Annotated in this window: 21 protein-coding genes; 13 read left to right on the forward strand and 8 right to left on the reverse strand. The window is 39.2% G+C overall.

Annotated features, from left to right (window positions below):
* Nucleotides 1-90: 90 nt before the first annotated feature.
* The gene (locus tag HF078_RS05170) at nt 91-1,332 is read right to left on the reverse strand and encodes an MFS transporter (RefSeq protein WP_169290173.1); all 1,242 of its coding nucleotides are present in this window, start codon (nt 1,330-1,332) and stop codon (nt 91-93) included.
* A gap of 158 nt (nt 1,333-1,490) precedes the next feature.
* Here HF078_RS05170 and ltaE point away from each other — a divergent pair, with 158 nt between their 5' ends.
* Complete coding sequence (gene ltaE / locus HF078_RS05175) at nt 1,491-2,519, forward strand: low-specificity L-threonine aldolase (RefSeq protein ID WP_169290174.1); 1,029 nt, start codon at nt 1,491-1,493, stop codon at nt 2,517-2,519.
* 34 nt (nt 2,520-2,553) lie between these two features.
* Here the strand turns inward: ltaE and HF078_RS05180 are convergent, their stop codons facing one another.
* From HF078_RS05180 to HF078_RS05210, 7 genes are all read right to left on the reverse strand, one after another.
* The gene (locus tag HF078_RS05180; protein ID WP_169290175.1) at nt 2,554-4,209 is read right to left on the reverse strand and encodes an AMP-binding protein; all 1,656 of its coding nucleotides are present in this window, start codon (nt 4,207-4,209) and stop codon (nt 2,554-2,556) included.
* A gap of 76 nt (nt 4,210-4,285) precedes the next feature.
* Nucleotides 4,286-5,224: a hypothetical protein gene (locus HF078_RS05185; protein ID WP_169290176.1), complete on the reverse strand. Its 939-nt coding sequence runs from the start codon at nt 5,222-5,224 to the stop codon at nt 4,286-4,288.
* 318 nt (nt 5,225-5,542) lie between these two features.
* Nucleotides 5,543-6,010 carry a spore coat protein gene (locus tag HF078_RS05190; RefSeq protein ID WP_169290177.1) on the reverse strand — a complete coding sequence of 156 codons (468 nt, stop codon included), beginning with the start codon at nt 6,008-6,010 and terminating at the stop codon, nt 5,543-5,545.
* 27 nt (nt 6,011-6,037) lie between these two features.
* Nucleotides 6,038-6,250, reverse strand: a complete 213-nt coding sequence (locus tag HF078_RS05195) for a hypothetical protein (RefSeq protein ID WP_169290178.1) — start codon at nt 6,248-6,250, stop codon at nt 6,038-6,040.
* Nucleotides 6,251-6,788: 538 nt separating this feature from the next.
* On the reverse strand, nt 6,789-7,262 hold the full coding sequence (locus HF078_RS05200) for a GNAT family N-acetyltransferase (RefSeq protein WP_169290179.1): 474 nt from the start codon (nt 7,260-7,262) through the stop codon (nt 6,789-6,791).
* Nucleotides 7,263-7,334: 72 nt separating this feature from the next.
* Nucleotides 7,335-8,252, reverse strand: coding sequence for a nuclease-related domain-containing protein (locus HF078_RS05205; RefSeq protein WP_169290180.1), 918 nt, complete (start codon nt 8,250-8,252; stop codon nt 7,335-7,337).
* Nucleotides 8,253-8,995: 743 nt separating this feature from the next.
* Nucleotides 8,996-9,982 (reverse strand): Gfo/Idh/MocA family protein, encoded by a 987-nt coding sequence (locus HF078_RS05210; RefSeq protein WP_169290181.1) that lies wholly within the window; start codon nt 9,980-9,982, stop codon nt 8,996-8,998.
* 387 nt (nt 9,983-10,369) lie between these two features.
* Between HF078_RS05210 and HF078_RS05215 the strand changes: the two genes are divergently transcribed.
* The 12 genes from HF078_RS05215 to HF078_RS05270 all read left to right on the forward strand — a co-directional run bounded on the left by HF078_RS05215 (nt 10,370) and on the right by HF078_RS05270 (nt 25,452).
* Nucleotides 10,370-11,503 carry a M20 family metallopeptidase gene (locus tag HF078_RS05215; RefSeq protein WP_169290182.1) on the forward strand — a complete coding sequence of 378 codons (1,134 nt, stop codon included), beginning with the start codon at nt 10,370-10,372 and terminating at the stop codon, nt 11,501-11,503.
* Nucleotides 11,504-11,636: 133 nt separating this feature from the next.
* Entirely contained in the window at nt 11,637-12,674 is a 1,038-nt protein-coding gene (gene argC, locus HF078_RS05220; RefSeq protein ID WP_240951677.1) for an N-acetyl-gamma-glutamyl-phosphate reductase, read from the forward strand.
* A gap of 14 nt (nt 12,675-12,688) precedes the next feature.
* Nucleotides 12,689-13,927, forward strand: coding sequence for a bifunctional ornithine acetyltransferase/N-acetylglutamate synthase (gene argJ / locus HF078_RS05225; protein WP_169290184.1), 1,239 nt, complete (start codon nt 12,689-12,691; stop codon nt 13,925-13,927).
* Between the two features lie 13 nt (nt 13,928-13,940).
* Complete coding sequence (gene argB / locus HF078_RS05230) at nt 13,941-14,738, forward strand: acetylglutamate kinase (protein WP_169290185.1); 798 nt, start codon at nt 13,941-13,943, stop codon at nt 14,736-14,738.
* A gap of 25 nt (nt 14,739-14,763) precedes the next feature.
* A complete protein-coding gene (locus tag HF078_RS05235) occupies nt 14,764-15,927 on the forward strand; it encodes an acetylornithine transaminase (RefSeq protein ID WP_169290214.1) in 1,164 nt (387 codons plus the stop codon).
* On the forward strand, nt 15,920-16,993 hold the full coding sequence (locus HF078_RS05240; protein WP_169290186.1) for a carbamoyl phosphate synthase small subunit: 1,074 nt from the start codon (nt 15,920-15,922) through the stop codon (nt 16,991-16,993). The genes HF078_RS05235 and HF078_RS05240 overlap by 8 nt, the downstream gene beginning before the upstream one ends.
* Nucleotides 16,983-20,207, forward strand: a complete 3,225-nt coding sequence (carB, locus tag HF078_RS05245; protein WP_169290187.1) for a carbamoyl-phosphate synthase (glutamine-hydrolyzing) large subunit — start codon at nt 16,983-16,985, stop codon at nt 20,205-20,207. Before HF078_RS05240 ends, carB begins: the two co-directional genes overlap by 11 nt.
* On the forward strand, nt 20,192-21,166 hold the full coding sequence (gene argF / locus HF078_RS05250; RefSeq protein WP_169290188.1) for an ornithine carbamoyltransferase: 975 nt from the start codon (nt 20,192-20,194) through the stop codon (nt 21,164-21,166). Before carB ends, argF begins: the two co-directional genes overlap by 16 nt.
* 66 nt (nt 21,167-21,232) lie before the next feature.
* Nucleotides 21,233-22,444, forward strand: a complete 1,212-nt coding sequence (locus HF078_RS05255; protein ID WP_169290189.1) for an argininosuccinate synthase — start codon at nt 21,233-21,235, stop codon at nt 22,442-22,444.
* 32 nt (nt 22,445-22,476) lie between these two features.
* Nucleotides 22,477-23,868 (forward strand): argininosuccinate lyase, encoded by a 1,392-nt coding sequence (argH, locus tag HF078_RS05260; protein WP_169290190.1) that lies wholly within the window; start codon nt 22,477-22,479, stop codon nt 23,866-23,868.
* A 62-nt stretch (nt 23,869-23,930) separates the two neighbouring features.
* A complete protein-coding gene (locus HF078_RS05265) occupies nt 23,931-24,455 on the forward strand; it encodes a type 1 glutamine amidotransferase domain-containing protein (protein ID WP_169290191.1) in 525 nt (174 codons plus the stop codon).
* Between the two features lie 40 nt (nt 24,456-24,495).
* Complete coding sequence (locus HF078_RS05270) at nt 24,496-25,452, forward strand: Gfo/Idh/MocA family protein (RefSeq protein WP_169290192.1); 957 nt, start codon at nt 24,496-24,498, stop codon at nt 25,450-25,452.
* The last annotated feature ends 77 nt before the right edge of the window (nt 25,453-25,529 follow it).

The raw sequence follows: 25,529 nt of genomic DNA on the forward strand, positions 1-25,529 counted from the left end.
CTTTATCACCATTTTCGCAAGGTATCTTTAAACACTTAAACAAGTATAGGCAAAAGAAAAGAAAGGGTCAACAGGAACCCCTTCTTCGAATTAACTATGCATGTCTCTAACTTTTTGATCACTAGGAAGGAAAAACGTCAACAATCCTATAAAAGGTAAGCAAACAGTAAATATGATGGTATTAGTTAACCCAATCCAGTCTGCTAGTATACCAAGTGCAACAGATCCCACAGCACCCATTCCAAATGCTAGTCCTACAATCAAGCCTGAAACCAGCCCAATTCGACCAGGAACCAGTTCCTGAGCGTATACTACAGTAACCGAAAAGCTAGAGAGGATGATGAACCCGATAATGGCAACAAGTATATAGGCAAGTGTCGGACCTACAAAAGGCAGCAACAAGGCAAGTGGAGCCGACCCCAGCATAGAGAGAGAAATGATAAGTCTTTTTCCAAAGCGGTCTGCCAATGGCCCTCCAAAGAATGTGCCAACAGCACCTGCACCTAAAAACACAAAAATATAAATTTGGGAATCTGCTATTGGTATACCATAATTCTCTATGGCGTAAAATGCGTAGAAGTTGGTGATACCCGCATGAAACCATGAACGTGCAAACACAAGAAAAATCAGTAAACAGATAGAAAAGGTGATGATTCGTCTATTCCCATTGATTTTTCTAGAAGATTTAGCTTGTGGTGTTTTCTTTTGTTTAACCGGTCTGTTTGTATTTGCTACTTGCTGTTTGTACCATGCAGCAATGTAGAAAAGTAATATCACAGCTGCAGCAGCAACAACTGTAAACCAAAGCACGCCTTTTTGTCCAAGTGGTAACAGAATATAAGCCGCCATCAACGGTGCTAAAGCCTGTCCAGAATTTCCTCCTACTTGGTAAATGGACTGCGCCAGCCCTCTGCGATTTCCTGCAGCCATATAAGCTACACGAGATCCTTCTGGATGGAATGCCGCTGAACCAAGGCCAATAAATAATACGGAAATTATTATCACCCAAAAGCTAGGTGCCAATGCCAAGCCAATAATTCCGAATAAGGAAAAAGTAAGTCCGATAGGCAGGGCATATGGAGACGGCCTTTTATCTGTAATTATGCCAACAACCGGTTGAATAAGGGAAGAGGTAGCATTTAACGCAAATGCAATCAGTCCCAACTGAGTAAATGTTAACCCCATGGAATTTTGCAACACGGGGAATAAGGCTGGCACCACTGATTGTAAAGCGTCATTCAGCAGGTGAACAAGGCCAATGATAAAAAGAATTGGATAAACGGTGGAGCTTTCGGTGGAAGCGGTATCTAGTTTGACTTTTTGTGCTTGCATATGATTAAACTCCTTCTATGGTAATAGGTGGTAAAAGTCAAGATATGTATGTTAAATAATAATAGCATGTGAATGAGGAACAATGGTAGATAATTTTACGGTATGCGAAACAAATAACATTCTGGTAAACTGTAAGAAAAAAAGAGAAGGGGAAGGCCATGATTGATTTAAGAAGTGATACGGTAACAAAACCAACAGAGGAAATGAGAAAGGCTGCCTATGAAGCAGAAGTGGGAGATGATGTGTACGGAGAAGATCCCACGGTTACGCTATTAGAAGAAAAAGCAGCAGAGATTCTTGGAAAAGAAGCGGCACTGTTTGTTACAAGCGGAACGCAAGGAAACCAAATTGCTGTATTGACGCATTGTCGACCAGGAAATGAGATATTACTAGAAGAAGAATCTCATATCTTTTATTACGAATCTGGTGCTGTTGCCGCATTGGCAGGGGTTCAAACAAGAACCATTCCAGGCGTTAACGGGATAATGAATCCACAAGATATAGAATCTGCTATACGTGGAGAGGATCAACACTTTCCTGAAACTGGTCTAATTTGTATAGAGAACACTCATAATCGTGCTGGTGGCGCAGTGGTACCTGCAACAAACATGGCAGAAATCTACAAAGTAGCACAGAGATATTCTATACCTGTTCACGTGGATGGCGCACGACTATTTAATGCCGCAGCAAGTTCGGGCACACCTATAAAAGAGTTTACAAAACATTGCGATACGGTACAAGTATGTTTGTCCAAAGGATTGGGTGCACCAGTTGGTTCGATCATTGCCGGTTCAAACGACTTCATTAAACGAGCGAGAAAATGGAGAAAGCGTCTTGGTGGGGGATTGAGGCAAGTTGGAATCATTGCGGCACCTGGGTTAATTGCTTTAACCCAAATGACGGAAAGACTTTCACAAGATCATGAAAATGCCACATTTCTTGCTGAAGGATTAAGGGGAATTAGCTCTTTAAAAATAGTAAATTCGGTTGATACGAATATTGTGGTAGTGGATGTAGCCGGGTTGAATATGATGGCTGATCAGTTTGTACAATCGTTAAAAGAGAAAGGGGTTTTGGCTGTTACGTTTGGACCTACGCTTGTGCGTCTAACGACTCATTTTGATGTGAGTAGAGGGGATATCGAGAGAGTTATTTATACGATTGATACGATAGTCAAAACAAGATAAAAAAATGGTAAGGGGCAAAATACCCCTTACCATTTTATATTCTTACTAGTGTATTTACGGCATGTTCTCTGAGCTTGAATTTTTGGATTTTTCCCGATGCTGTCATTGGATACTCGTCTACGATCTCTACATAGTAAGGTATTTTATATTTTGATATTTTTCCGGTGCAGTAGTCTTTGACTTCTTTACTGTTTAAGCTTTCGCCCGGTTTGACTTTAATAAATGCTGCAACCTGCTCGCCGAACTTTTCATCTGGAACTCCTACAATTTGAACATCGAAAATTTTCGGATGAGAGTATAAAAATTCCTCTATCTCACGTGGATAAATATTCTCTCCACCTCGAATAATCATATCTTTTAGTCTTCCAGTAATGACGACATACCCATCCTCATCGATAGTAGCAAGATCTCCGGTATGAAGCCATCCATCTTTATCAATTGTATCTTTTGTTTGATCTTCCATTTTGTAGTAGCCTTTCATAACAAGGTAACCTCTTGTACATAGTTCGCCTTGAACGCCATATGGAACATTTTCCCCTGTTGCAAGGTCAATAATTTTTACTTCCACATTATTTAAAGCGCTTCCAACAGTTGATACGCGCCTTTCAATACTGTCGTGTGGGCGAGTTTGTGTAATAACTGGGGAGGCTTCGGTTTGGCCATAAGCGATGGTAATTTCCTTAGCTCCCATATCATTTACAACTCTTTTCATAATTTCGGTAGGACAAGGTGATCCTGCCATAATACCGGTTCGTAAACTTGACAGATTGTAGTTATTAAATTCAGGGTGGTTTAGTTCAGCAATGAACATGGTTGGAACTCCGTATAGAGCGGTACATTTTTCTTGCTCCACCGCTTTTAGAACTAATAACGGATCAAACATAACAATAGGGACCATCGTCGCTCCTGTAGCTACTGCAGCCAAGGTGCCCATCACACATCCAAAACAATGGAAAAAAGGAACCGGAATACAAATCCTATCTTCTGCTGTAAGCTTTTGGCATTCAGCAACATTAATGGCATTATTGATAATATTGGAGTGGGTAAGCATGACTCCTTTTGGGAAGCCGGTTGTACCAGATGTATATTGCATGTTGATCACTTCATCATAGTTTGTACTGTTCTGCCGGGTGAGTAATTCTTCGTCTGAAATGGACATGGAGTTTCTCAGTAGGTCATCCCATTGGAACATACCAGGGTGACTTTCGCTACCCATAAAAATGACGTTCTTTAATTTAGGTAGTCTATTAGATATAAGATCGCCAGGTGCACAGTTTGCAAGCTCTGGACATAAATCTTGAAGCATATCCAAATAGCTTACTCCTTTAAAATTATCCATAAGAAGAAGCGTAGTGGACTCTGATTGCCGCAATAAATACTCGAGTTCCTTAGATTGATAGCTAGTATTGACTGTCACTAAAACTGCACCAATTTTTGCACTCGCGTACTGTGTAATTAACCACTCCGGTTTATTGGAAGCCCAAACCGCAATGTTATCTCCTTTTTGAATCCCTAGGCTCATTAAACCTTTTGCTACTTGGTTACAGATTTGCTGAAACTCTTTATAACTATAACGCAATCCTGTTTCTACATAGACCACAGCTTCTTTATCAGGGTAACGTCCTACGGTTTCATCCAATAAATTACCAATTGTTTTATGTACTAACTCTGCCATCGTCCAAACCTCCATAATAGAAAAGTAAGTGCTAGTTAAATATTAGTATGAATGTTCAGAAAAATCAAACGAAAAAAGAGCAGTCCGAAGACTACTCTTGCCTCACCTCTACTTTTTTCATTTCATTGCTTTCGGTCTCAAGGGGTGCCTTTTGAATGATTCTTTCTTTTAATCCGACCATACTTCCACTCAAGTAGTGGAGTGTTTGCTTATATTTACTGTCAATGGATGTAATGGCGTTTTCCAATTTGTCCACAAGTGTTTGTCTCAAGGTGTTAAGCTGATCGGCAATTTTTTGGGAAGCAATATCTTGGCTGTCCATACGCTCCATTACTGACTTATGAAACATTTCTTGAACTTGTAATTTATTGTTTATTTCTTGGTAAAAATGTTCTTGGTCATGTAATGTTAATTGAATATCTTCATACAATTCTTCATATTTTTCTAACTTAGTGTGTATGCCACGGGTCAGATTCTCTTGAATTGCCAACTGATCTATTGTAGCCTGACTTAGTAGTTTTTCTTCTTCCACCAATACTTCCAATTTATCCAATCTTTGCTCGACTTTTTTACTGCTTTCTTCATTTGATGTGATATTTTCTTGAAGTTCTTCACTTAATAATGACTGAACTTTTAATAGTTCGAGGAGCTGTGCATAATTATTATCCTGCTCGTTTAGTTTTTGTGTTAGATCCAAATGACTTTTTTCATGAACATGTACTTTGTCGTATACCTGCTGCACATTTAAGTCTTGAATGGCTATCATTTCCGATAAATCTTTCTGCGCTTCTCCCTGGGCGTATAATTTATCTAACAGAAGTTGGTGATTATTTTCTTGTGTGAACATACTTTGTTGTAAATTATTATTAATCATGCTAACTGTTCTTGAAACAGTCAGATTCGTTCTTTCTTGTTGCATTAAAATATCTTGTAAATAGTTTTTTCGAAATTCCTGCTGATTGGAAGAAATGGATTTCGTCTGATCGTACAATTTTGGGATAGGTAGCAGGTTGTCGTTTTTCTCTCTCATAACGTAACTCCTTTAGGTTTAAATTAGGTTATTTAACTACACTATCTTATGAGAGAGCAATGAATTTGCGAGCGTTTTGGAGAAAACTAGGCAAAAGACTAGATTTATAATTAAAGCAAATAAAAGAAGACCAACTTGGTGGTCTTCCTTTTAACGAACTATTAGCAGGTGTGGTGTAAGATGGGTTTAGCAAGGAGGCAATGATATTCTTTACCAGGAATTGTAGGTGTTTTCCGGCACTTTAGATAAGAAGGAGTGTTACATGGCAGGTGATTTTTTTGAAAAATGTTTGCTTAAACGGGCAAGTCTTCAGCAAAATTATAAGATGTCTACAGCTACAACAAGTGCAATTAATAGTTGAAGAAGCAGTTGGATATTTAGTACTAGGTCTGTGTCTGTAGTAGTTACTCTTACACCACGAGAATTAGAGATATACGTTTGTTGGCGATTTACTTGTTCAGATTTAGAACTTTGAAGCAACTCTTGGATCACTTGCTCTGCTTTGTTGCTATCAGCAATGCTCACGCTGATAACTAAAGCAATAGCTGCTTGAATTGCTGCTTGAAGCGATACAGCAATTTTTGTGTCAGTAGTAGTTACTTCAATATCCGCAGAATCTTTAATAACAATTTGCTCATAAGATCTTTGAATCATTTTGTTTACTTGGTCAGCTTCTTGAGCTACACCATCATTGTCAAGCGGGTGTCTACTTCCTGCAGCTAAAGCATTCCAGCTATCATTCTCATAGCCACAGCTTCTTCCACCGAATAACCAGTCTTTATTCATAATTTAAATCCCCCAATTTAAAATTTTTTATTTTTTTTCTTCTTTCTGTAGTTTTTCCATTTTCCCAAAAGAATCTTGGATATCTGCAACCAATTTCTTCAGTTGTGCTTTTTGCTCTTTGGAGAAGTTATCTCCACTTAGTTTCACATTGTGTTTTCTTAAAACATTTTGAATCATCATGTTTGTTGTTGCTTGGGTGAGTTTTGAAATCTCTCGTTGCATATCTTTGCTATCTGCCATTCTTACACCCCCTTTTTCTTATCTACCACATACTATGTATTTACTAGAGAAGAGAGTGGACGCCTGTCCTCTAGCAAACGTCCATTTTTGATAGATTTAGTAAAATAGGCGTAAATCTATTAATTAAACGATAGTTTTTGATTGGCCACTGGCTGGAGGGGAAGACTTTCATTCTGTGCGTTGAGGACCTTTCTAGTACAAGTAAGGAATAGGGGAGGTCTTCATTCGAGTAATGAGGGCCTCTCTAGCAGGAAAAAGGAATAGGGGAGGTCTTCATTCGAGTAATGAGGACCTCTCTAGCAGGAAAAAGGAATAGGGGATGTCTTCATCCGAGTAATGAGGACCTCTCTAGCAGGAAAAAGGAACGAGAAAGGTCTTCATTCGTGCATGAGTTCTCTTCCCTGTCTTTCCCTTCACTGAGGTCTTCATCTTTTAATAAACTGGTGTTTTAGCACATAAAAAAGCGAAGATGGAATACTCTCCAACCTCGCTTACTATTCTAAAAACCTATTTTATTACCACAAAATCTAACCAAGACTTACTTTCCATTATTTCGATCCAGCCTGTAAACAAATATCTCCTCGTCAAATTCTTCATCCACTAATCCTGTATTATCAAATCCATGCTGTACATAAAAGGCTTTTGCAAATGAGTTTTCTTTTATGATACTTAATACAATTTCATCGACCTCATGTTGGTTGGCAATGAATTCAATTATTAGTAAAAGAAATGCAGTTCCAAGGCCTCTCCCTTGAAACTTTGCATCCATCATGAAACGGTCCAGCCAAATGTAGCGGTCTTCCTTATTTTCTACACCAATCATGACAAATCCAACCGGTGTTTTATTTTCAAACAATCCGTAACATTTCCAATCGTGTTTTGTGTCATAAACAGATTCTAATAGGGAAATCTCATTTTTCTCAATAAATCGTTGTTGGTTACCTGCAACTTGCAGTGAAATTATTTGTCGCCAATTTGAAGAATTGACTGTTTGTATTTTTAGTAATTCCATATTTAAACCTCCAGCTAGCTAGTAAGCTTAACAATAAAAATGCTTCTAGGTTCATTGTGTCAGCCCACATTCTCAAAACTCATAATAACTCCACTGATGTACACCGTTAGTGTTCAAGTGTTTTTGTAGCACTCGCCTGATCACCCGTTTTGCAAGTTTACCATTACCCCAGTCAAAAATCGCATTTGTAGTTATTTTCATCTCAGGAAACAGCATAGCAAAATGATGAACAATTGGTAGAATACGTTTTTCCATAGTTTCTTTTTTCGAGCACACCGAACAATAACAGTAAGATCCCTTAGTAGTAAATTCTAACGAGTCACAATACGAGCAAGGGATGCCTTTTTGTAGCTCATCATATTGATAAGTGGGTGGAAAATAAAATGAAGCATTTGGGTTATGAAGGGACTTAAGTTTTTCTGCAAGTAGGTAATGGTTATTATCTAGTCTTAAAGAGAGAGGATTAATGCTTTTTAGGAATCTATTAATCTGACCTGGGTATACGAATTGCTTGATGATGGGTGCTTGATATAGCGTGAATTCGGGGTTAACGAACACTACGTATGATTGAATAGTCATATTACTACCGAGCTGCTGTAAAAGTTGTCGGAACAAAGACTCGCTTCTATTTAGTTGAATAAGCGGGTTGGTTATTTCAGAATGTGGTGGGACGCTTGTATAAAGGCGGTCTTTTTCATAAAAATAATCCCCTTCGAAATTTTTCACTTCAATTATGTAAAGGGTCTCTGGGACAATGATCAGTGAGTCAATTTGAAATGTATTTTTGTTGTGGGGAAGAAGTAAGTCGTTGAGGATGAGACATTCGGCTTTAACAACTGAAGAAGTAACGTTATCAAATAGCAATTCTCCCTCGTACCCTTTTTGAAGGGCATAAAGGTGTTTCCTCTCATTATCGAGTAGATTTTTGCGAGAATTAAGTAATTGATAAACTTCTAACTCGCGAGGTATAGTCCGAGCTTTATATATCATGGCACACTCCTTTATTCATTGTACTTCTTACATTACCAATACTATAGTGTTAAAAAATTCAAATTTCATCCATTTGGTATCGTTGTGGTAATTATGAAGACCTATCTTCCTTCGATGCCGTTCCACTGAAGTCCTCATCAGCCCTGTGAGGACTTCTCTTTCATGAGAAGGGAACGAGAGAGGTCCTCATCCGTACAATGAGGACTTCACTTTCATGAAAAGGGTACACGAGAGGTCTTCATCCGTACAATGAGGACTTCACTTTCATGAAAAGGGAACAGGAAAGGTCTTCATCCGTGCAATGAGGATCTCTCTAGCACGAAAAAGGAACGAGAGAGGTCTTCATCCGTGCGATGAGGACCTCTCTTTCATGAAAAGGGAACAGGAAAGGTCTTCATCCGTGCAATGAAGACCTCTCTAGCACGAAAAAGGAACGAGAGAGGTCTTCATCCGTACAATGAGGACCTCACTTTCATGAAAAGGGAACAGGAGAGGTCATCCGTGCAATGAGGACCTCTCTAGCACGAAAAAGGAACGAGAGAGGTCTTCATCCGTACAATGAGGACCTCACTTTCATGAAAAGGGAACTGGAAAGGTCTTCATCCGTGCAATGAGGACCTCTCTTAAACGAAAAGAGAACGAGAGAGGTCTTCATTGTTTGACCTTAAGTTAAATGGTAAATGAAGAAACTGAATAAAAAAGAACCGCCCGTGTGCAACAGGCGATCCTTTCAGGAGTATAGGTTAACTTTTGTCCGCCGGGTAGACCAGACCTATTTGTGCGCGGGCTTCTTCTATTAGCTCCATGGTTTGCAAGGAAGTACTATGAGAATTATTAGAAGATTCCTCCTCACCAGATTTAATAAGGCGAATAAATTCTTCAGCCTCATAAAACATAGATTGACCCTTTTGAGGGACTGTAATATCTTCCTCTGTCCCGTCTTTAAACCTAATCAGTATCTTCTCAGGTGTATGAATGGTATCTAAAATTATTGTTCCTTCTTCTCCTTGTATTTCGGAAGGGAGGTAGGAGTTTGCAATTTTGGAATAGGCGACAGAAGCATCCATTCCATCATAATTAAACAAGATGCTTCCTTGCCCATCCACTCCAGATTCCAACATATGTGATATAGCATGCAAAGCTTTTGGTTTACCAAATAATGCAACCATGGGATAAATGGTATAGATACCGATGTCCATCAAGGCACCATTAGAAAATTCAGGCTTAAATGCATTAAGCACTGTTCCTTCCTTGTACTTATCATAGCGGGATGAATACTGACAATAACTTGCAACATAATTCCTGATCTGCCCGATTTTATGCAGGTTTTCTTTGACTGCCAAGAAGTTAGGAAGCAGGGTGCTTTTCATTGCTTCCATCAGAACCACGTTATTTCTTTTTGCCGCGGTCACCATCTCTGATAATTCTTTAGTATTTGAAGCTATCGGTTTTTCGCAAAGCACATGTTTACCTTGATCCATGCAGGCTATTGCCTGCTCGGCATGGAAAGAATTAGGGCTTGCAATATATACGGCATCCATTTCTTTGCTCTTTGTAAATTCATCTAGATTTGTATATGTAGTAGATACATTAAATTTATTACCAAAATCCTTTGCTGTTTCTTCTTTTCTGGAATAGACAGCTGTTAACAGAAAATCTTCATTCTCTTGTGCTGCATTGATGAATGATTCTGTTATCCAGTTGGTTCCAATCACTCCAAATCGTATCAATCTAATACCTTCTTTCACTTATAGAATGTAGACAGTATAGCAGATATGGTGAAATAGTGGCAAAAAAAAGAAGGTACCTATAAAGGTACCTTCCTGCGTATTGAGGCGAGGGACAGCATGACCACATTCATGCCTTGCTCAAAGAGCGCGTCCGTCGACTTACACAATTCAGCTCATCGCATAATTACTATAACATAGATTAGCGATAGTACATAATTGATAGTTTATTCAGATAAAATTTCTTTTTTGAAGAAAATAGGTTTGAACTCTTGCAATAGGTAGAATAAAGGAAATATAGGACTTTATAAGTAGAAAAGGTATAATGGTAAATGAATATATATATGTATATAAAAAGTGTATGCGTCTAAAATGTCAGGAGAGAGTAAGATGAAAGAGTTTTTACAAAATAAACAATCTGAAATGCTAGAGTTGTTGGAAAAACTGGTCAATATTGATAGTGGATCTACTTCGAAGGAGGGAATTGATCAAATTGGGTCTATCTTATCAAAAGAATATAGAACAATCGGATTTTCCGTTCAAGTGCTAGAAGAAGAAAAGTATGGAAATCATCTAGTTATTCAACACCCTTTAGCAAAAGAGCCAAAAATAATAATTGTTGCACATATGGATACTGTATTTCCTAACGGCACAGTACAAAGTAGACCGTTTAAAGTAGTGGGTGAAAGGGCATATGGACCTGGTGTCATAGATATGAAAGCCAGCCAAGTTTCCATACTCTATGCAATGAAAGCGTTAATCCATACCCATTCTAAAGCTTACCAAGATGTTGTTCTTGTGTTGAACAGTGATGAAGAGATTGGATCTCCTTCCTCCAAATCGCTAATCGAGAGCAAAGCAAAGGATAAAAAATATGCGCTAATCATGGAACCAGCGAGAAAAGATGGTTCTTTAGTAACTTCCAGAAGAGGAAAAGGAAAATATACCATAAATGTTCGTGGCCGTGCAGCGCACTCTGGAATAGAACCTGAAAAAGGGAGAAGTGCAATCGAAGAACTGGCACATAAAGTTATTCAGTTACATGCCCTTAATGATCATTCCAAGGGAATCAGTGTCAATGTCGGTTTAATTGAGGGAGGATCCTCTGTCAATACAGTGTCTGATAGTGCAGTCGCACATGTAGACATAAGGATTACTGAACGAGAACAAGCAAAACCTATTGAACGGAAATTGGAAAAGATCTGTGCATCTACAGATGTCAAAGGAACAGAGGTCGAGTTAGTTGGCGAAATGAACAGGCTTCCCATGGAAAAGACAGAGCGCACAGAATCTTTGCTACATGTCATTGAAAAAGTTGGTGAACAAATAGGAGTAGAAGTAAAAGACACAGCTACAGGCGGTGGATCTGATGCCTCCTTTACGGCTGCAATGGGAATTGCCACCGTTGACGGAATGGGCCCCGTCGGTGGAAATGCCCATAGCGAGGAGGAATATTTAGAAATTCCTTCTCTAACAGAGCGAACGGAACTTCTGGCAAAAACGATTGCCGCTTTGGGAGAGTAAAATTTATTAGAGATGACCTTGTTTAAATTCCAGGGTCATCTTTTTTTTGAACTTTTTTAAAAAACATATTGTATTTTTATACATACGTAGTTATAATAATTCATATTATTAACGCAGGGAGAGGATGAAGGACTTGAAGGTTGGAATTATTGGAGCGAACGGATATAGTGGTGCAGAACTTGTTAGAATTCTAATGCAGCATCCGGATGTGGAATTGAGCTTTCTTGGATCCCACTCAACTAGTGGAACACTGATTACAGAACAATATCCCCATTTACAAGGGATAATGGAGAGTAGATTAGAAGAAATGAAGATGGACGACTTGATGGGAAGTTCAGATTTGTTCTTTTTTGCTACACCATCTGGAGTTGCTAAAAACCTAGTTTATAAATTTGTAGAAAAAGAGATTCCTTGTATTGATCTTTCTGGAGACCACCGTTTAAAAGATTCTCTATTATACGACAAATGGTATAAATATTCATCAGCGCCAGATAGTATTTTACAAAAGTCTACATATGGATTGCCGGAACTTTTCAGGGAAGAAATTAAATATTCTACTTTAATTGCAAATCCTGGCTGTTACCCTACTGCCACATTGCTAGGTCTTGCACCATTATTAAAGAACAAATTGATAAACGAGAACAGTATCATAATTGATGGGAAATCAGGAGTTACCGGAGCAGGCAGAAAGGCTTCGATGGGAACTCATTATTGTGAGATTAATGAAAATGTAAAAGCTTATAAACTTGGGAATCATCAGCATATACCGGAAATGGAACAAGTAATTCAGACGTACTGCGGGATAGATGCAACAATCACTTTTACTCCACATCTCATCCCAATGACCAGAGGAATCTTGTGCACGATTTATTGTGACCTGAACCAATCATTTACAACGAAAGATGCTTTAGCACTTTATCATGATTTCTATCAAAACGAGTATTTTGTTCGGATTAGAAGAGAAGATCAATGGCCTGCCACCAAAGAGGTTTACAGCTCCAACTATTGTGACCTGGGACTAACAGTGGACGAAAGAACCAACAGAATCATAATTGTGTCTGTTATCGACAATGTTATGAAAGGCGCATCAGGGCAAGCAGTTCAAAATATGAACATAATGAACGGGTGGAACGAACAAACAGGACTCAAAATAACACCTGTCTATCCATAAAAAGAGGTGAAGATATGAAAGTGGAAGTTTTATCCAAAAAAGAGAAATGGATTGCTATGAACAATGGAAATATATGTACTCCAAAAGGCTTTTCCGCCGGTGGGCTGCACTGCGGGATAAAACGTAAACGTAAAGACCTTGGCTGGATCTATAGTGAAGTACCTGCAACAGCAGCAGCAGTATACACAACCAATCAGTTTCAGGCACCGCCTCTCAAAGTTTCAAAAGAAAGCATTAACACAAACGGATTCCTTCAAGGAGTCATCGTTAACTCAGGTAATGCTAACTCATGTACGGGAAAAGAAGGATTACAAAACGCCTATAAAATGAGACAAATATTTGCTGACAAAGCTGGTATAGAACCGCATAACGTAGCTGTCATTTCCACAGGAGTGATCGGGGAACAACTTCCTATGAGAAAGATAACTAAAGGGGTGGAATCGATATCAGGTCTAGAAAACTCTAATGATGGCTGTTCATTTGAAGAAGCTATCCTGACTACAGACACGTTTACTAAACACATATGTCTTCAGTTAGAGACAGAAAATAAAGTTTATACAATAGCAGGAGCTGCAAAGGGTTCAGGAATGGTACATCCTAATATGGCAACTATGCTTGGATTTGTCACAACAGATATCAACATAGACCCTGAAGCATTACAACAAGCTTTAAGAGATGTAACGGCAGGGACATTTAATATGATTACCGTGGACGGAGATACAAGTACAAATGACATGGTGCTTGTATTGGCAAATGGTATGGCTGGTAATAAACAATGGACGCAAGATGACGATGAATATGTTCTGTTTAAGGAAGGACTTCATATTGTCTGCCAATCACTCTCTCAACAAATAGCACGAGACGGTGAAGGAGCTACTAAGTTAATCGAAGTACAAGTAAATGGGGCTGTTACGACGCACGATGCACAAGTAGTTGCAAAAACCATTGTCGGCTCAAGCTTGGTGAAAACGGCGGTTTTTGGTCAGGACCCAAACTGGGGCAGAATCGTGTCAGCAGTGGGGTATAGCGGAATTACGATCAATACGGAAAAAATTAAATTGAAGATAGGACCTATCTTAATTGTAGAAGACGGTATGCCTGTTTCATTCTGTGAAGAGGAAGCCAAATCCTATTTGAAGAATGAAAAAATTGAAATTACTGTAGATCTTCATGCCGGAAACGAAAATGCTACGGCATGGGGTTGTGATTTATCCTACGATTATGTACGAATCAATGCATCTTATCGAACTTGAAGGAGGCCAGATAATGAATATACTCGTAATAAAGTGTGGGGGCAGTACAATTGAGAAACTTTCCCCCTCTTTTTTTACTGAATTAGTGGAATTAAAAAACAAGCATCAAATTCAACCCATTGTAGTTCATGGAGGGGGACCTTCTATTTCTACTATTTTGTCCTCCTTAGATGTGGAAACCACTTTCGTAAAAGGTTTAAGAAAAACGACAGAACCTGTATTGGAAGTAGTGGAAATGGTCTTGTCAGGATCGATGAACAAGCATCTTGTTCGCCAAGTAATGAAAGCCGGCGGCAATGCTATGGGTTTAAGTGGAGTAGATGGGAAGTTTCTTATCGCAAAACCAATTGCCAATGCAGAGGAGCTAGGGTTAGTTGGTGAAATTGTGGATGTAAATAAAGAATTATTGCTTCCAATTATGGAACAAGGGATCATTCCAATCATTTCACCGGTTGCTGTTGATACAGACGGCCAGCACTTCAACATTAATGCGGATATGGCAGCAGCTGCTGTTGCTACAGCATTCCGTGCGCCGCTTTGTATGATCACAGATGTTGATGGCGTGCTTGTAGGAGACTCTATCATGTCAAAGTTATCAGATATAGAAGTTTATAGCTTAATAGAAAATAATCGAATAACAGGTGGGATGATTCCGAAAGTGGAAGCTGCCATTCAATGCTTATTAAAAGGGGTGAGTAAAATTGGAATAATTAATGGCACTGCAACGGATGCCTTAACCAATTTCGCATTGAACCATACAAGTGCAGGTACATCATTCTATCTTGAGGAGGTTATGGAAAAAAGTGTCTAAATCTGCTACTGATTACTCACCAATAATGAATACATACAGCAGGCTGCCTTTATCTATCCAAAAAGGTAAAGGAACATATGTCTGGTCTGACAAGAATGAAGCATATCTCGATTACACTTCGGGAATTGCAACATGCAATCTCGGACATTGTCCACCGCAAGTAGAGAAGGCTCTTAAGGAGCAACTTTCAGAGCTTTGGCATACGTCCAACCTTTATCATGTTCCAAAACAGGAAGAACTTGCTCGCCTACTGGTGGAAAAATCCTGCTTTGATCAGGTTTTTTTCTGTAATAGCGGTGCTGAGGCAAATGAGGCTGCTATTAAGCTTGTAAGGGCCATTGCCAATAACAATCGTAAAAAGCAAGCTAGCATTGTTACTTTTCAACAAAGCTTTCACGGGAGAACCTTGGCTACAGTGGCTGCAACAGGTCAAGAGAAAATCAAGTCTGGATTTGAACCGATGCTAGAAGGGTTTATCCATTTGTGTTATAACGATTACCAATCTCTCCAAACAATAAGAGAACTGGAACCAACCGCTGTCATGTTAGAACTTCTTCAAGGCGAGGGTGGAGTGGTACCGGCAGATCCTGACTGGGTAAAAGAACTGTCTACTATATGTAAGGAGAATGGAATAATACTTGTAGTTGATGAAGTGCAAACGGGAATGGGGCGTACAGGAAGCTTGTTTTTATATGAACAGTACAATGTGGAACCAGATATCATGACACTCGCCAAAGGGCTGGGATCTGGTTTTCCGATTGGTGCGATGCTTGCTAAAGAAGAGATAGCTTCTGCCTTTAAACCTGGAATGCATGGAAGTACTTTTGGAGGGAACCCTTTAGCATGTACTGCAGGAATTGAAACTTTAAACATTATAAGTGAAGAAAACTTTTTAAAAAATGTTGCAGAGCAGAGCGAGTTCCTGCATACACAGCTTGAAAATTTACTAGCTGACTTTTCCTTTATCAAAGAAAAAAGGGGAAAGGGCTTGTTGATTGGTTTGGAGATAAAGGGGAACGCGATTGATATAGTCAAAATGGCATTAGAAGAAAAACTATTACTTTTAAGTGCCGGTCCAAACGTGGTAAGAATGCTTCCACCTCTCACAATCTCACAAGAAGAAATAATCTCTTTTGTTCAAAAATTTATCAAGGTATTACAGCAATACAGGGAGGTAGAACATGGATAATGGATATTTAGTTTTAGAGACCGGGGAAGTCTTCCCCGGTAGATTAATAGGAAGTAAAAGGGATGCGATTGGGGAAGTGGTTTTTAACACCAGTATGACAGGTTATCAGGAAATCATGTCAGATCCCTCCTATGCAGGCCAAATTATCGTCTTCTGTTTTCCTCTAATCGGAAATTATGGCTTTAACCCACAAGATTATGAAGCGGAAAATATTTATGCAAAAGGAGTAGTCATGGGCGAGGCGTGTCATTTGCCTAATCATTACTCTTCTGAGGTAGCGGCACCTGAGCTTTTGGAAAAAATGGGAATCAGTGGACTTAGTAATGTGGATACAAGAGAGCTTGTGAAAACCATTCGAAAACAGGGATCTGTGAAAGGGTATATTACTGACTCTATAAAAGATTTCCCTGATGTAATAGTTCCAGTAAATTGGGTGGAATCAGTGTCCACACCAAAAATCAAAAATTATCCCGGGGAAGGTCCTCATATTGTTCTGTTGGATTTTGGATATAAAAAGTCAATACTAGAAGCTTTGCTCCATGCAAACTGTCAGGTTACAGTTGTTCCTTTTAGCACAAGCCTAGAAGAAGTAGAAACCCTTCAACCTGATGGTGTTTTATTAAGCAATGGTCCCGGAAATCCAAAAGTTTTGAATAGTCACTTGCCAAAAATTAAAAAGATTGCAGAAAAATTCCCAACGCTAGGAATCTGCCTTGGCCATCAATTGTTAGCTATGGCATTTGGTGCAAAAACAGAAAAGTTGCTTTTTGGACATAGAGGCGGCAATCACCCTGTAAAAGATCTTGCAACAGGGAAAGTGTATATCACCTCTCAAAATCACAGCTATAACGTAAAAGAAGATTCTATTAATCTTGAAGTCTTTTCAATTACCTATAAAAATATAAACGATGGCACAGTGGAAGGCCTTCAACTAAAAAATTTTCCTACTTTAAGTGTTCAATTTCACCCGGAAGCACACCCTGGACCGCAGGATACCAATTATATATTTGAGAAATTTTTAACACTCATCCATGAGAAAACAGGAGTAATGTCATATGCCATTTAACAAAACAATAAAAAAAGTATTGGTAATCGGGTCAGGACCGATCGTCATCGGTCAAGCAGCTGAATTTGACTATGCTGGAACACAAGCTTGCCTTGCTCTTAAAGAAGAAGGGATAGAAGTGGTCCTCGTAAACAACAATCCTGCGACCATCATGACTGATGTTGATATTGCAGATCATGTTTATATGGAACCTTTAACAGTGGAAAGTTTAGAGAATATAATCGAAAAAGAGCAGCCTGATGGAATTATTGGAACCCTCGGTGGGCAAACGGCATTAAACTTGATAGTAGAGCTTTCGGACAAAGATATCTTGAAAAAACATAATGTTTCAGTCCTTGGAACATCCGTTCACTCTATTCAACAGGGAGAGGATCGAGAACTGTTTCGAAAACTGATGATGGAGTTGAATGAACCGGTTCCAGAATCCCAAATTGTCCATTCTCTAAAAGAAGGCATTCAATTTGTAAAGAAAATCGGTTACCCGCTTATCATCAGACCGGCATACACCTTAGGCGGAGAAGGTGGGGGCTTTGCATATAACGATCAAGAGTTTGAAACCATACTGAAAAAAGGATTAAGCCTGAGTCCCATAGGTCAAGTATTAGTGGAAAGAAGTATAAAAGGCTGGAAAGAAGTGGAGTACGAGGTGATGCGTGATGATAACGATACTTGCATCATCGTCTGTAACATGGAAAATTTTGATCCGGTAGGCGTTCATACAGGAGACTCTATTGTAGTGGCTCCATCCCAAACATTAACCGATAGACAATATCAACTTCTAAGAAATGCAAGTCTAAAAATTATCAGAAACTTAAAGATTGTCGGAGGCTGCAATATCCAATTTGCTATGGATCCACAGTCAGACGATTACTATATTATCGAAGTGAATCCTCGGGTAAGCCGTTCATCCGCTCTTGCATCAAAGGCAACCGGTTATCCGATTGCAAGAATGGCGGCCAAGTGTGCAGTAGGTTACCACTTGGACGAAATTAAAAATCCAATTACAGGCTCTACCTTTGCTTCCTTTGAGCCTGCTCTTGATTATGTTGTAGTGAAGTTACCAAGGTTTCCATTTGATAAATTTCCAGAAGCGGATTCAACCCTAAGTACACAAATGAAGGCAACTGGTGAAGTACTTGCGATCGACCGGACCTTTGAAGGAGCATTAAATAAAGGACTACGCTCTTTGGAGATGAAAGTAAACGGGATTACACATCCTGCAATAGAGAATATGGAAGAAGCTCAATGGCTGCGATTAGTCAAGGAACCAACGCATTTAAGACTTTTTGCCATCACCCATGCATTTAGACAGGGTGTTTCATTAGAGTCCGTTCATGAGATGACTTCTGTTGATAAATGGTTCCTTCATAAACTACAACAAATGGTATTACTCGAACAAGACATTTCAAACAACAGCTTGGATACACTGCCCCTTGAGACTTTAAAAATAGCAAAACGTCATAATATCAGTAATGACAGACTGTGTGCCTTGTTAGGTTGCAACCAAGAAGAATTAGCGACCCTTATGAAAGATCACAATATATTTCCCTCCTATAAACTGGTTGACACGTGTGCAGCTGAATTTGAGGCGATAACTCCTTACTACTATTCCACTTACAATGGAGGGGATGAAGTAGAAGTCAGTCATAACAATAAAGCACTTATTATAGGTTCCGGTCCAATCCGTATCGGCCAAGGAATTGAATTTGACTATTGCTCTGTTCATGCCGTAAAAGCCTTGAAGAAAGCAGGATTTGAAACCATCGTCGTAAACAACAACCCCGAAACCGTCAGTACTGACTTTTCGGTGGCTGATAAACTATATTTTGAACCCATTACAGTAGAAGATATTTTACCCGTTATTCAAAAGGAAAAGATTGATCTGGTCTTTATTCAATTTGGTGGTCAGACTGCCATCAACCTTGCTGAGGGTCTAAAAAGTAAGGGTGTCAAAATAGCAGGAACGAGCATCGAATCGATTGACAAGCTTGAGGACAGATCACACTTTTATTCTTTATTGGAATCAGTTGGTATTCCCCATATTGATGGGATGATGGTGGATCACCACAACCAATTGCAGGCTGCTGCACATACTATCGGTTATCCTGTATTGGTGCGTCCATCATACGTGATAGGTGGGCAATCCATGTATACACTTTTTAATGAAAAAGAATTAAATCAATTCAGCCAGACACACCAAAATAATGACACCATATGGCCTTTGTTGGTCGATCGGTATGTTCCGGGTCTTGAATGTGAACTGGATGTAATATCAGATGGAGATAAAATATATATCCCAGCAATATTTGAACACATTGAAAAGGCAGGGATTCATTCAGGTGACAGCCTTGCCGTTCTTCCACCAATTTCCCTGTCAGAACAAGTGAAAGAACGACTAATCGAGTACACGAGGAAAATTTGTCAGTCTGCAAAAATAATAGGAATTGCCAATATCCAATTTGTCATATCCGGAGACACTATCTATTGCTTAGAAGTAAACCCAAGGGCTTCCAGAACAGTCCCTATTGTTAGTAAAGTTACGAATGTACCAATGATAGAACTGGCAATTAAAGCGCAATTGGGCGAGAAACTCAGTCAAAGTGGCCTAAAAGAGGATCCAGGCTTTTGGACGGTCAAAGCACCTGTCTTTTCTGATGCTAAACTAAAGGACGTGGATCATGTATTAGGACCTGAAATGAAGTCTACTGGAGAAATTATCGGACTTGGCATGACTTTAGAAGAGGCGATGAGTAAAGCTTTGTTCCTTGGGAAAGAAAGCCCATTTTCACTCATGCAAGAAGAAAAGATGATTTTTTGCTCCATTGCAGATCGTGAAAAAACAAATGCTCTTCCACTTATGAAGGAACTTATGAACAAAGGATTTTCTATCATTGCAACAAAAGGGACAGCTTATTTCTTAAGAGAAAATAACATAAAAGTGAGTACCATTTTGCCAAAGGAAATAGACATCACATTCAAAACGGAGAAGTTTACTGCAGCAATCATCATTCCTACAATTGGAAGAAATCAACTACGTAATGGAGCAATGTACCGCGCATTATGCTCAATAAACGGAATAAAAACTTTTACATGTTTAGAAACTGCTCAACAAGCAATCATGCTGAACGATACTATACAACAAAATTATCAAACTATAAAAGATTATATGAAAAATAAAAAGAGAGAGGTTGAATATTTATGCAAAGTGTACTAAAATGGGAAACGAACAAGGAGACCTATCATGTTAGTCAATCTCATTTTTTGACACTGGGATCCTTTACACAAAAAGACATTCATTTTTTATTAGAAGATGCTATTAAACTAAAAAAATATCAAAAAGAGGGAATACCTCACCCATTCTTACAAGGTAAAGTGCTTGCCATGCTCTTTGAAAAGGCTTCTACAAGAACAAGAGTATCGTTTGAAGTCGGCATGCTGCAACTAGGTGGCCATGCAATTTTCCTAAGCTCCAATGATATTCAATTAGGGCGAGGAGAGTCCCCAGCAGATACGGCAAAAGTCCTGTCCCGTTATGTAGACGGATTGATGATACGAACTTATGACCATCAGTTATTAGAGGAATTTGCACATCATTCAGACGTACCAATTATCAATGGCCTTACTGATTCACATCACCCAGCTCAAGTCTTGGCAGATCTTTTGACCATCAAGGAGCACAAAGGGAAGCTAAAAGGCTTAAAGTTATGTTACTTGGGCGATGCAAACAATAATATGTCTCATTCTTTAATAGAAGGTTCGGTAAAAGTAGGCATGGATATTTCCATAGCTTGTCCTACTGGGTTTGTACCAGATTTTCCCATTCTCACTGCAATGCAGAAGGAGGCATTTATAACAGGGTCTTCTATTAAGGTAGGAGAGTGCCCTGTTGAAATGATCAAAGATGCAGATGTAGTCGTAACAGATGTCTGGACCAGCATGGGGCAAGAATCTGAAACGGAAGAAAGACTTAAAGTATTTGCGCCTTATCAAGTAAACAGTGAGCTTTGCAAACATGCTAAGGATGATTTCATTTTTTTGCATTGCCTGCCAGCACACCGCGGAGAAGAAGTAACCGCTGAAATAATTGATGGAACCCATTCTGTAGTATTTGATGAAGCAGAAAACAGACTTCATGCACAAAAAGCCATTCTGAAGGCTTTGTTAGGGAACTAAATTTTTTTACACTAAAATGTATAAAAATACAACAACGTAGATTTTTATACTAGAGGAGGAAATCATATGAAGAAAGAAAAAGTGGTTTTGGCATATTCAGGAGGACTTGATACTTCTGTTTCCGTTAAATGGTTACAAGAGAAATATGGCTATGATGTGATTGCACTGGGTCTTGATGTTGGTGAGGGAAAGGATCTCGAGTCAATCAAAAAAAAGGCTCTCGATGTTGGTGCAATCAAAGCTATTATGGTTGATGCAAAAGAGATGCTTGCCAAAGATTATATTGCCCCTGCATTAAAATCAAATGCGATGTATGAAGGAAAATACCCGCTATCATCCGCGCTGTCTCGTCCACTTATATCAAAGCTGCTTGTACAAGTCGCAGAGGAAGAGGGAGCGGTAGCAGTGGCACATGGTTGTACTGGGAAAGGGAACGATCAAGTCCGTTTTGAAGTTTCCATTCAAGCGCTAAATCCTAATTTAAAAGTCATTGCGCCTGTTCGTGAGTGGGGAATGACAAGAGATGAGGAAATCGAATACGCAGTAAAACATAATATTCCAATTCCAGTTAATCTGGATAATCCCTTCTCCATAGATGCCAATATATGGGGGAGAGCATGTGAAGCAGGCGTATTGGAGAATCCATGGAATGAAGCACCAGAAGCAGCTTTTGATTGGACTAATCCGATTGAACTAACACCAGATCAACCGGAATACGTGGAAATCAGCTTCGATAAAGGTATACCGGTGGCGTTAAATGAAAAGCAAATGGGACTTGTTGATCTTATTGAAGAATTAAATCTGCTTGGAGGAAAACATGGGGTTGGAAGAATCGATCATATTGAAAATCGCTTGGTAGGAATCAAGTCAAGAGAAGTATACGAAAACCCTGCAGCTCTTATCCTTATCCAAGCACATAAAGAACTTGAGTTCTTGACTCTTCCAAGAGAAGTTAGCCAGTTTAAAGCTTCTATTGATGAGCAAATGGCCAAGGTCATTTATGAAGGTCTATGGTATTCTCCTCTAGTGAACGCACTCGTGGCATTTATTGAAGAGACACAGAAAAATGTAACAGGTAAAATTCGAGTGAAACTCCAAAAAGGCAATCATACAGTAGTTGGACGCCAATCGCCATACAGCCTTTACAATGAAGAACTTGCAACCTATTCCAAAGGGGATATGTTCGATCATAACGCAGCAGTAGGGTTCATCAAACTATGGGGACTTCCTACAAAAGTTTACGCAGAAATCCACAAGACAGAAAAAGTGACACTGTAAAAGTTATGACCGCTAACGAAGGAGGCAACAACATGACAAAGCTATGGGGTGGAAGATTTACAAAAGAAACAAACAAACTAGTAGAAGAATTCACCGCATCCATCGAATTCGATAAAGAACTCGCTCTAGAAGATATCCAAGGAAGCATGGCACACGTCCAAATGTTAAGTGACTGTAACATCATTCCAGAAGGCGACGCAAAAACAATCCAACATGGACTCCAAGTAATCCAAAATAAAATAAATGCCGGTGAAATGGAATTCTCCGTTGCACATGAAGATATTCATATGAACATTGAAAAGCTGTTAATAGATGAAATCGGACCGGTAGGAGGAAAACTTCACACCGGGAGAAGCCGAAATGACCAAGTGGCAACAGATATGCACTTATACCTAAAAAATCAAACGGAAATGATTATATCATTGCTAAATAATGTACAAAATTCCATCTTAATAAAATCTAAAGAAAACGTGCAAACGATTTTACCTGGCTACACCCATTTGCAACGTGCCCAACCTGTGTCATTTGCCCACCATCTAATGGCATATTTCTGGATGTTTGAACGTGACAAACAGCGTCTACAAGACAGCCTAAAGCGAATCAACTGGTCACCACTTGGAGCTGGCGCCTTGGCGGGCACTACCTTCCCGATAGATCGAGCACAGACAGCTTCCTTATTAGGATTCGATAAAATATATCCCAACAGCATGGATGCCGTCAGTGACCGTGACTTTATCGTCGAGTTTTTATCTCATGCATCGCTTATCATGACACACATCTCACGTCTTTCAGAAGAAATGGTTATATGGTCCAGTCAGGAATTTCAATTTATTGAATTAGACGACTCTTTTTGTACTGGTTCAAGTATTATGCCTCAAAAGAAAAACCCGGATGTACCGGAATTGCTTCGAGCCAAAACTGGGAGAGTTTATGGAAATCTCGTTGGACTTTTGACAGTCCTAAAAGGTTTACCATTGGCTTATAACAAAGACATGCAGGAAGACAAGGAAGGGATGTTCGATACAGTTAAGACACTGGTTGGTTCCTTGAAACTTCTTGCACCAATGATCCAAACGATGACTATAAACGAAAAAAAGATGTATGCTGCGGTATCTCAGGACTTTTCAAATGCTACCGATATTGCCGATTATTTAGTGACCAAAGGTTTGCCATTTAGACAGGCTCATGAAATTATCAGTAAAATTGTACTTTATGCCATTAACCAGGACAAATACCTTTTAGGATTATCGCTAGAGGAGTATAAGGAATTTTCCCCCTTATTTTCTGACGATATCTTTAAGTTGCTTCAGCCAAAACACGTGGTGGGTGCAAGGAAGAGTGAAGGTGGTACATCCTTCGAACAAGTAGAAAGTCAGCTAGCATTAGCAGAGAAGCTAATATATGATTCTGTACCTTCTTCATAATTTGCAAAACTCGATACCCTCGTTCACAATGGAGTTATACTACTGTGAAGGAGGGTATTTTAATGAAATTACATAACAAAAAAATAATTCAATTGGTCAGTGACGATTTTGAGGATTTGGAGCTTTGGTATCCCGTTCTACGTTTACGTGAAGAAGGTGCAGAAGTGGTCATTGCGGGGGAAAAGGCAGGGACGACCTACATCGGAAAATACGGCGTACCGATTGAATCCGACATATCTTTTCACGATGCAGACCCATCAGATTATGATGCCATCTTGGTTCCTGGAGGATGGTCGCCAGATAAACTTCGTAGATATGAGGATATTCTAACATTTATACGAACTATGGATGAGCAACAGAAACCAATCGGTCAAATTTGCCATGCAGGCTGGGTATTAATTTCCGCAAAGATACTTCAAGGGAAAAAAGTAACCAGTACACCTGGAATTAAGGACGATATGATTAACGCGGGAGCAGAGTGGGTCGACGAAGCAGTAATTGTTGACGGTCATATCATCTCCAGCAGAAGACCACCAGACCTTCCAGACTACATGAGAGAATTCATCCAAGTATTAGCCGACAAATAGATAGAAATTAACCGTTAAAGTTAGCTTAGGGGGAGAAACATTGAAAAAAATATACAAAGTTGGAGTAGTTGGGTTAGGGGTAGTTGGTCAGCGGCTAATTTCAGCATTCCAAAAAAACGACAATATTCAAATAGCAGCTGTGTGCGACAATAATGAGAACTTGGCAAAAGAAACAGCCATTGAATGCGGTGATGTTTCTTACTTTTCAGACTACAAGGAACTACTACAACTTAAAGAAATCGATTTTGTCTATGTCGCGGTTCCACCAGAAGTGCATTATGATGTTGTCATGTCCGCTTTTCAACACAAAAAACATGTTCTCTGTGAAAAGCCACTTGCCAATTCTGCAGAAGAAGCAGTAGCGATGGTACAAGCTGCAGAAGAATCAGGGTTAGTACATGCTATGCATTTTCCTCTCGTCTATGAAAAAGCATATTCCACGATAGAAGATCATATACGCAAGGGTTCTTTTGGAAAAATAAAGCGCATTACCTTAAAAATGCACTTTGACCAGTGGCCAAGACCTTGGCAACAAACAAATTGGATAGGTTCCAGAAAACAAGGGGGATTCATTAGAGAAATCTCCCCACATTACCTTCAAATGATTCTCCATTTTTTCGGACCTGTAAAAGAAGTCAAAACTTATGTGGATTACCCTTCCGATCCCTTATTAAGCGAGCAAGCTGTCATTGCCATGCTTGATCTTGAAAATGGAGTGCGAGTTCTTATTGATGGACTAGTTGGACAAGCTGAAAAGGAAGAAATAGCTTTTACCATACATGGGGAAAATCAGAGCCTTTCTTTAATTAACTGGAGAAAGGTGATATTAGCAAATAAAGGAGAAGCGTGGCAAGACATGAAAGACTCCGAATTGGTATCTTCAAATGGCAGCTTGGTCGAACATTTTGTTAACAGATTAAATAATGAAGAGGCCATACTTGTTGGTTTTAAAGAAGGTTTACAGGTACAACGTGTTTTAGAACAACTTATTAGATAACGATCGTTACCAAATTTATCTCTTTTTTATCATTATTACCAATAATACTTTTAGGTGAAATTGCAAAACTAAAAAAG

It is taken from the genome of Bacillus sp. RO2 (assembly GCF_012911845.1).
Classification (GTDB): Bacteria; Bacillota; Bacilli; order Bacillales; family Bacillaceae_I; genus Sutcliffiella_A.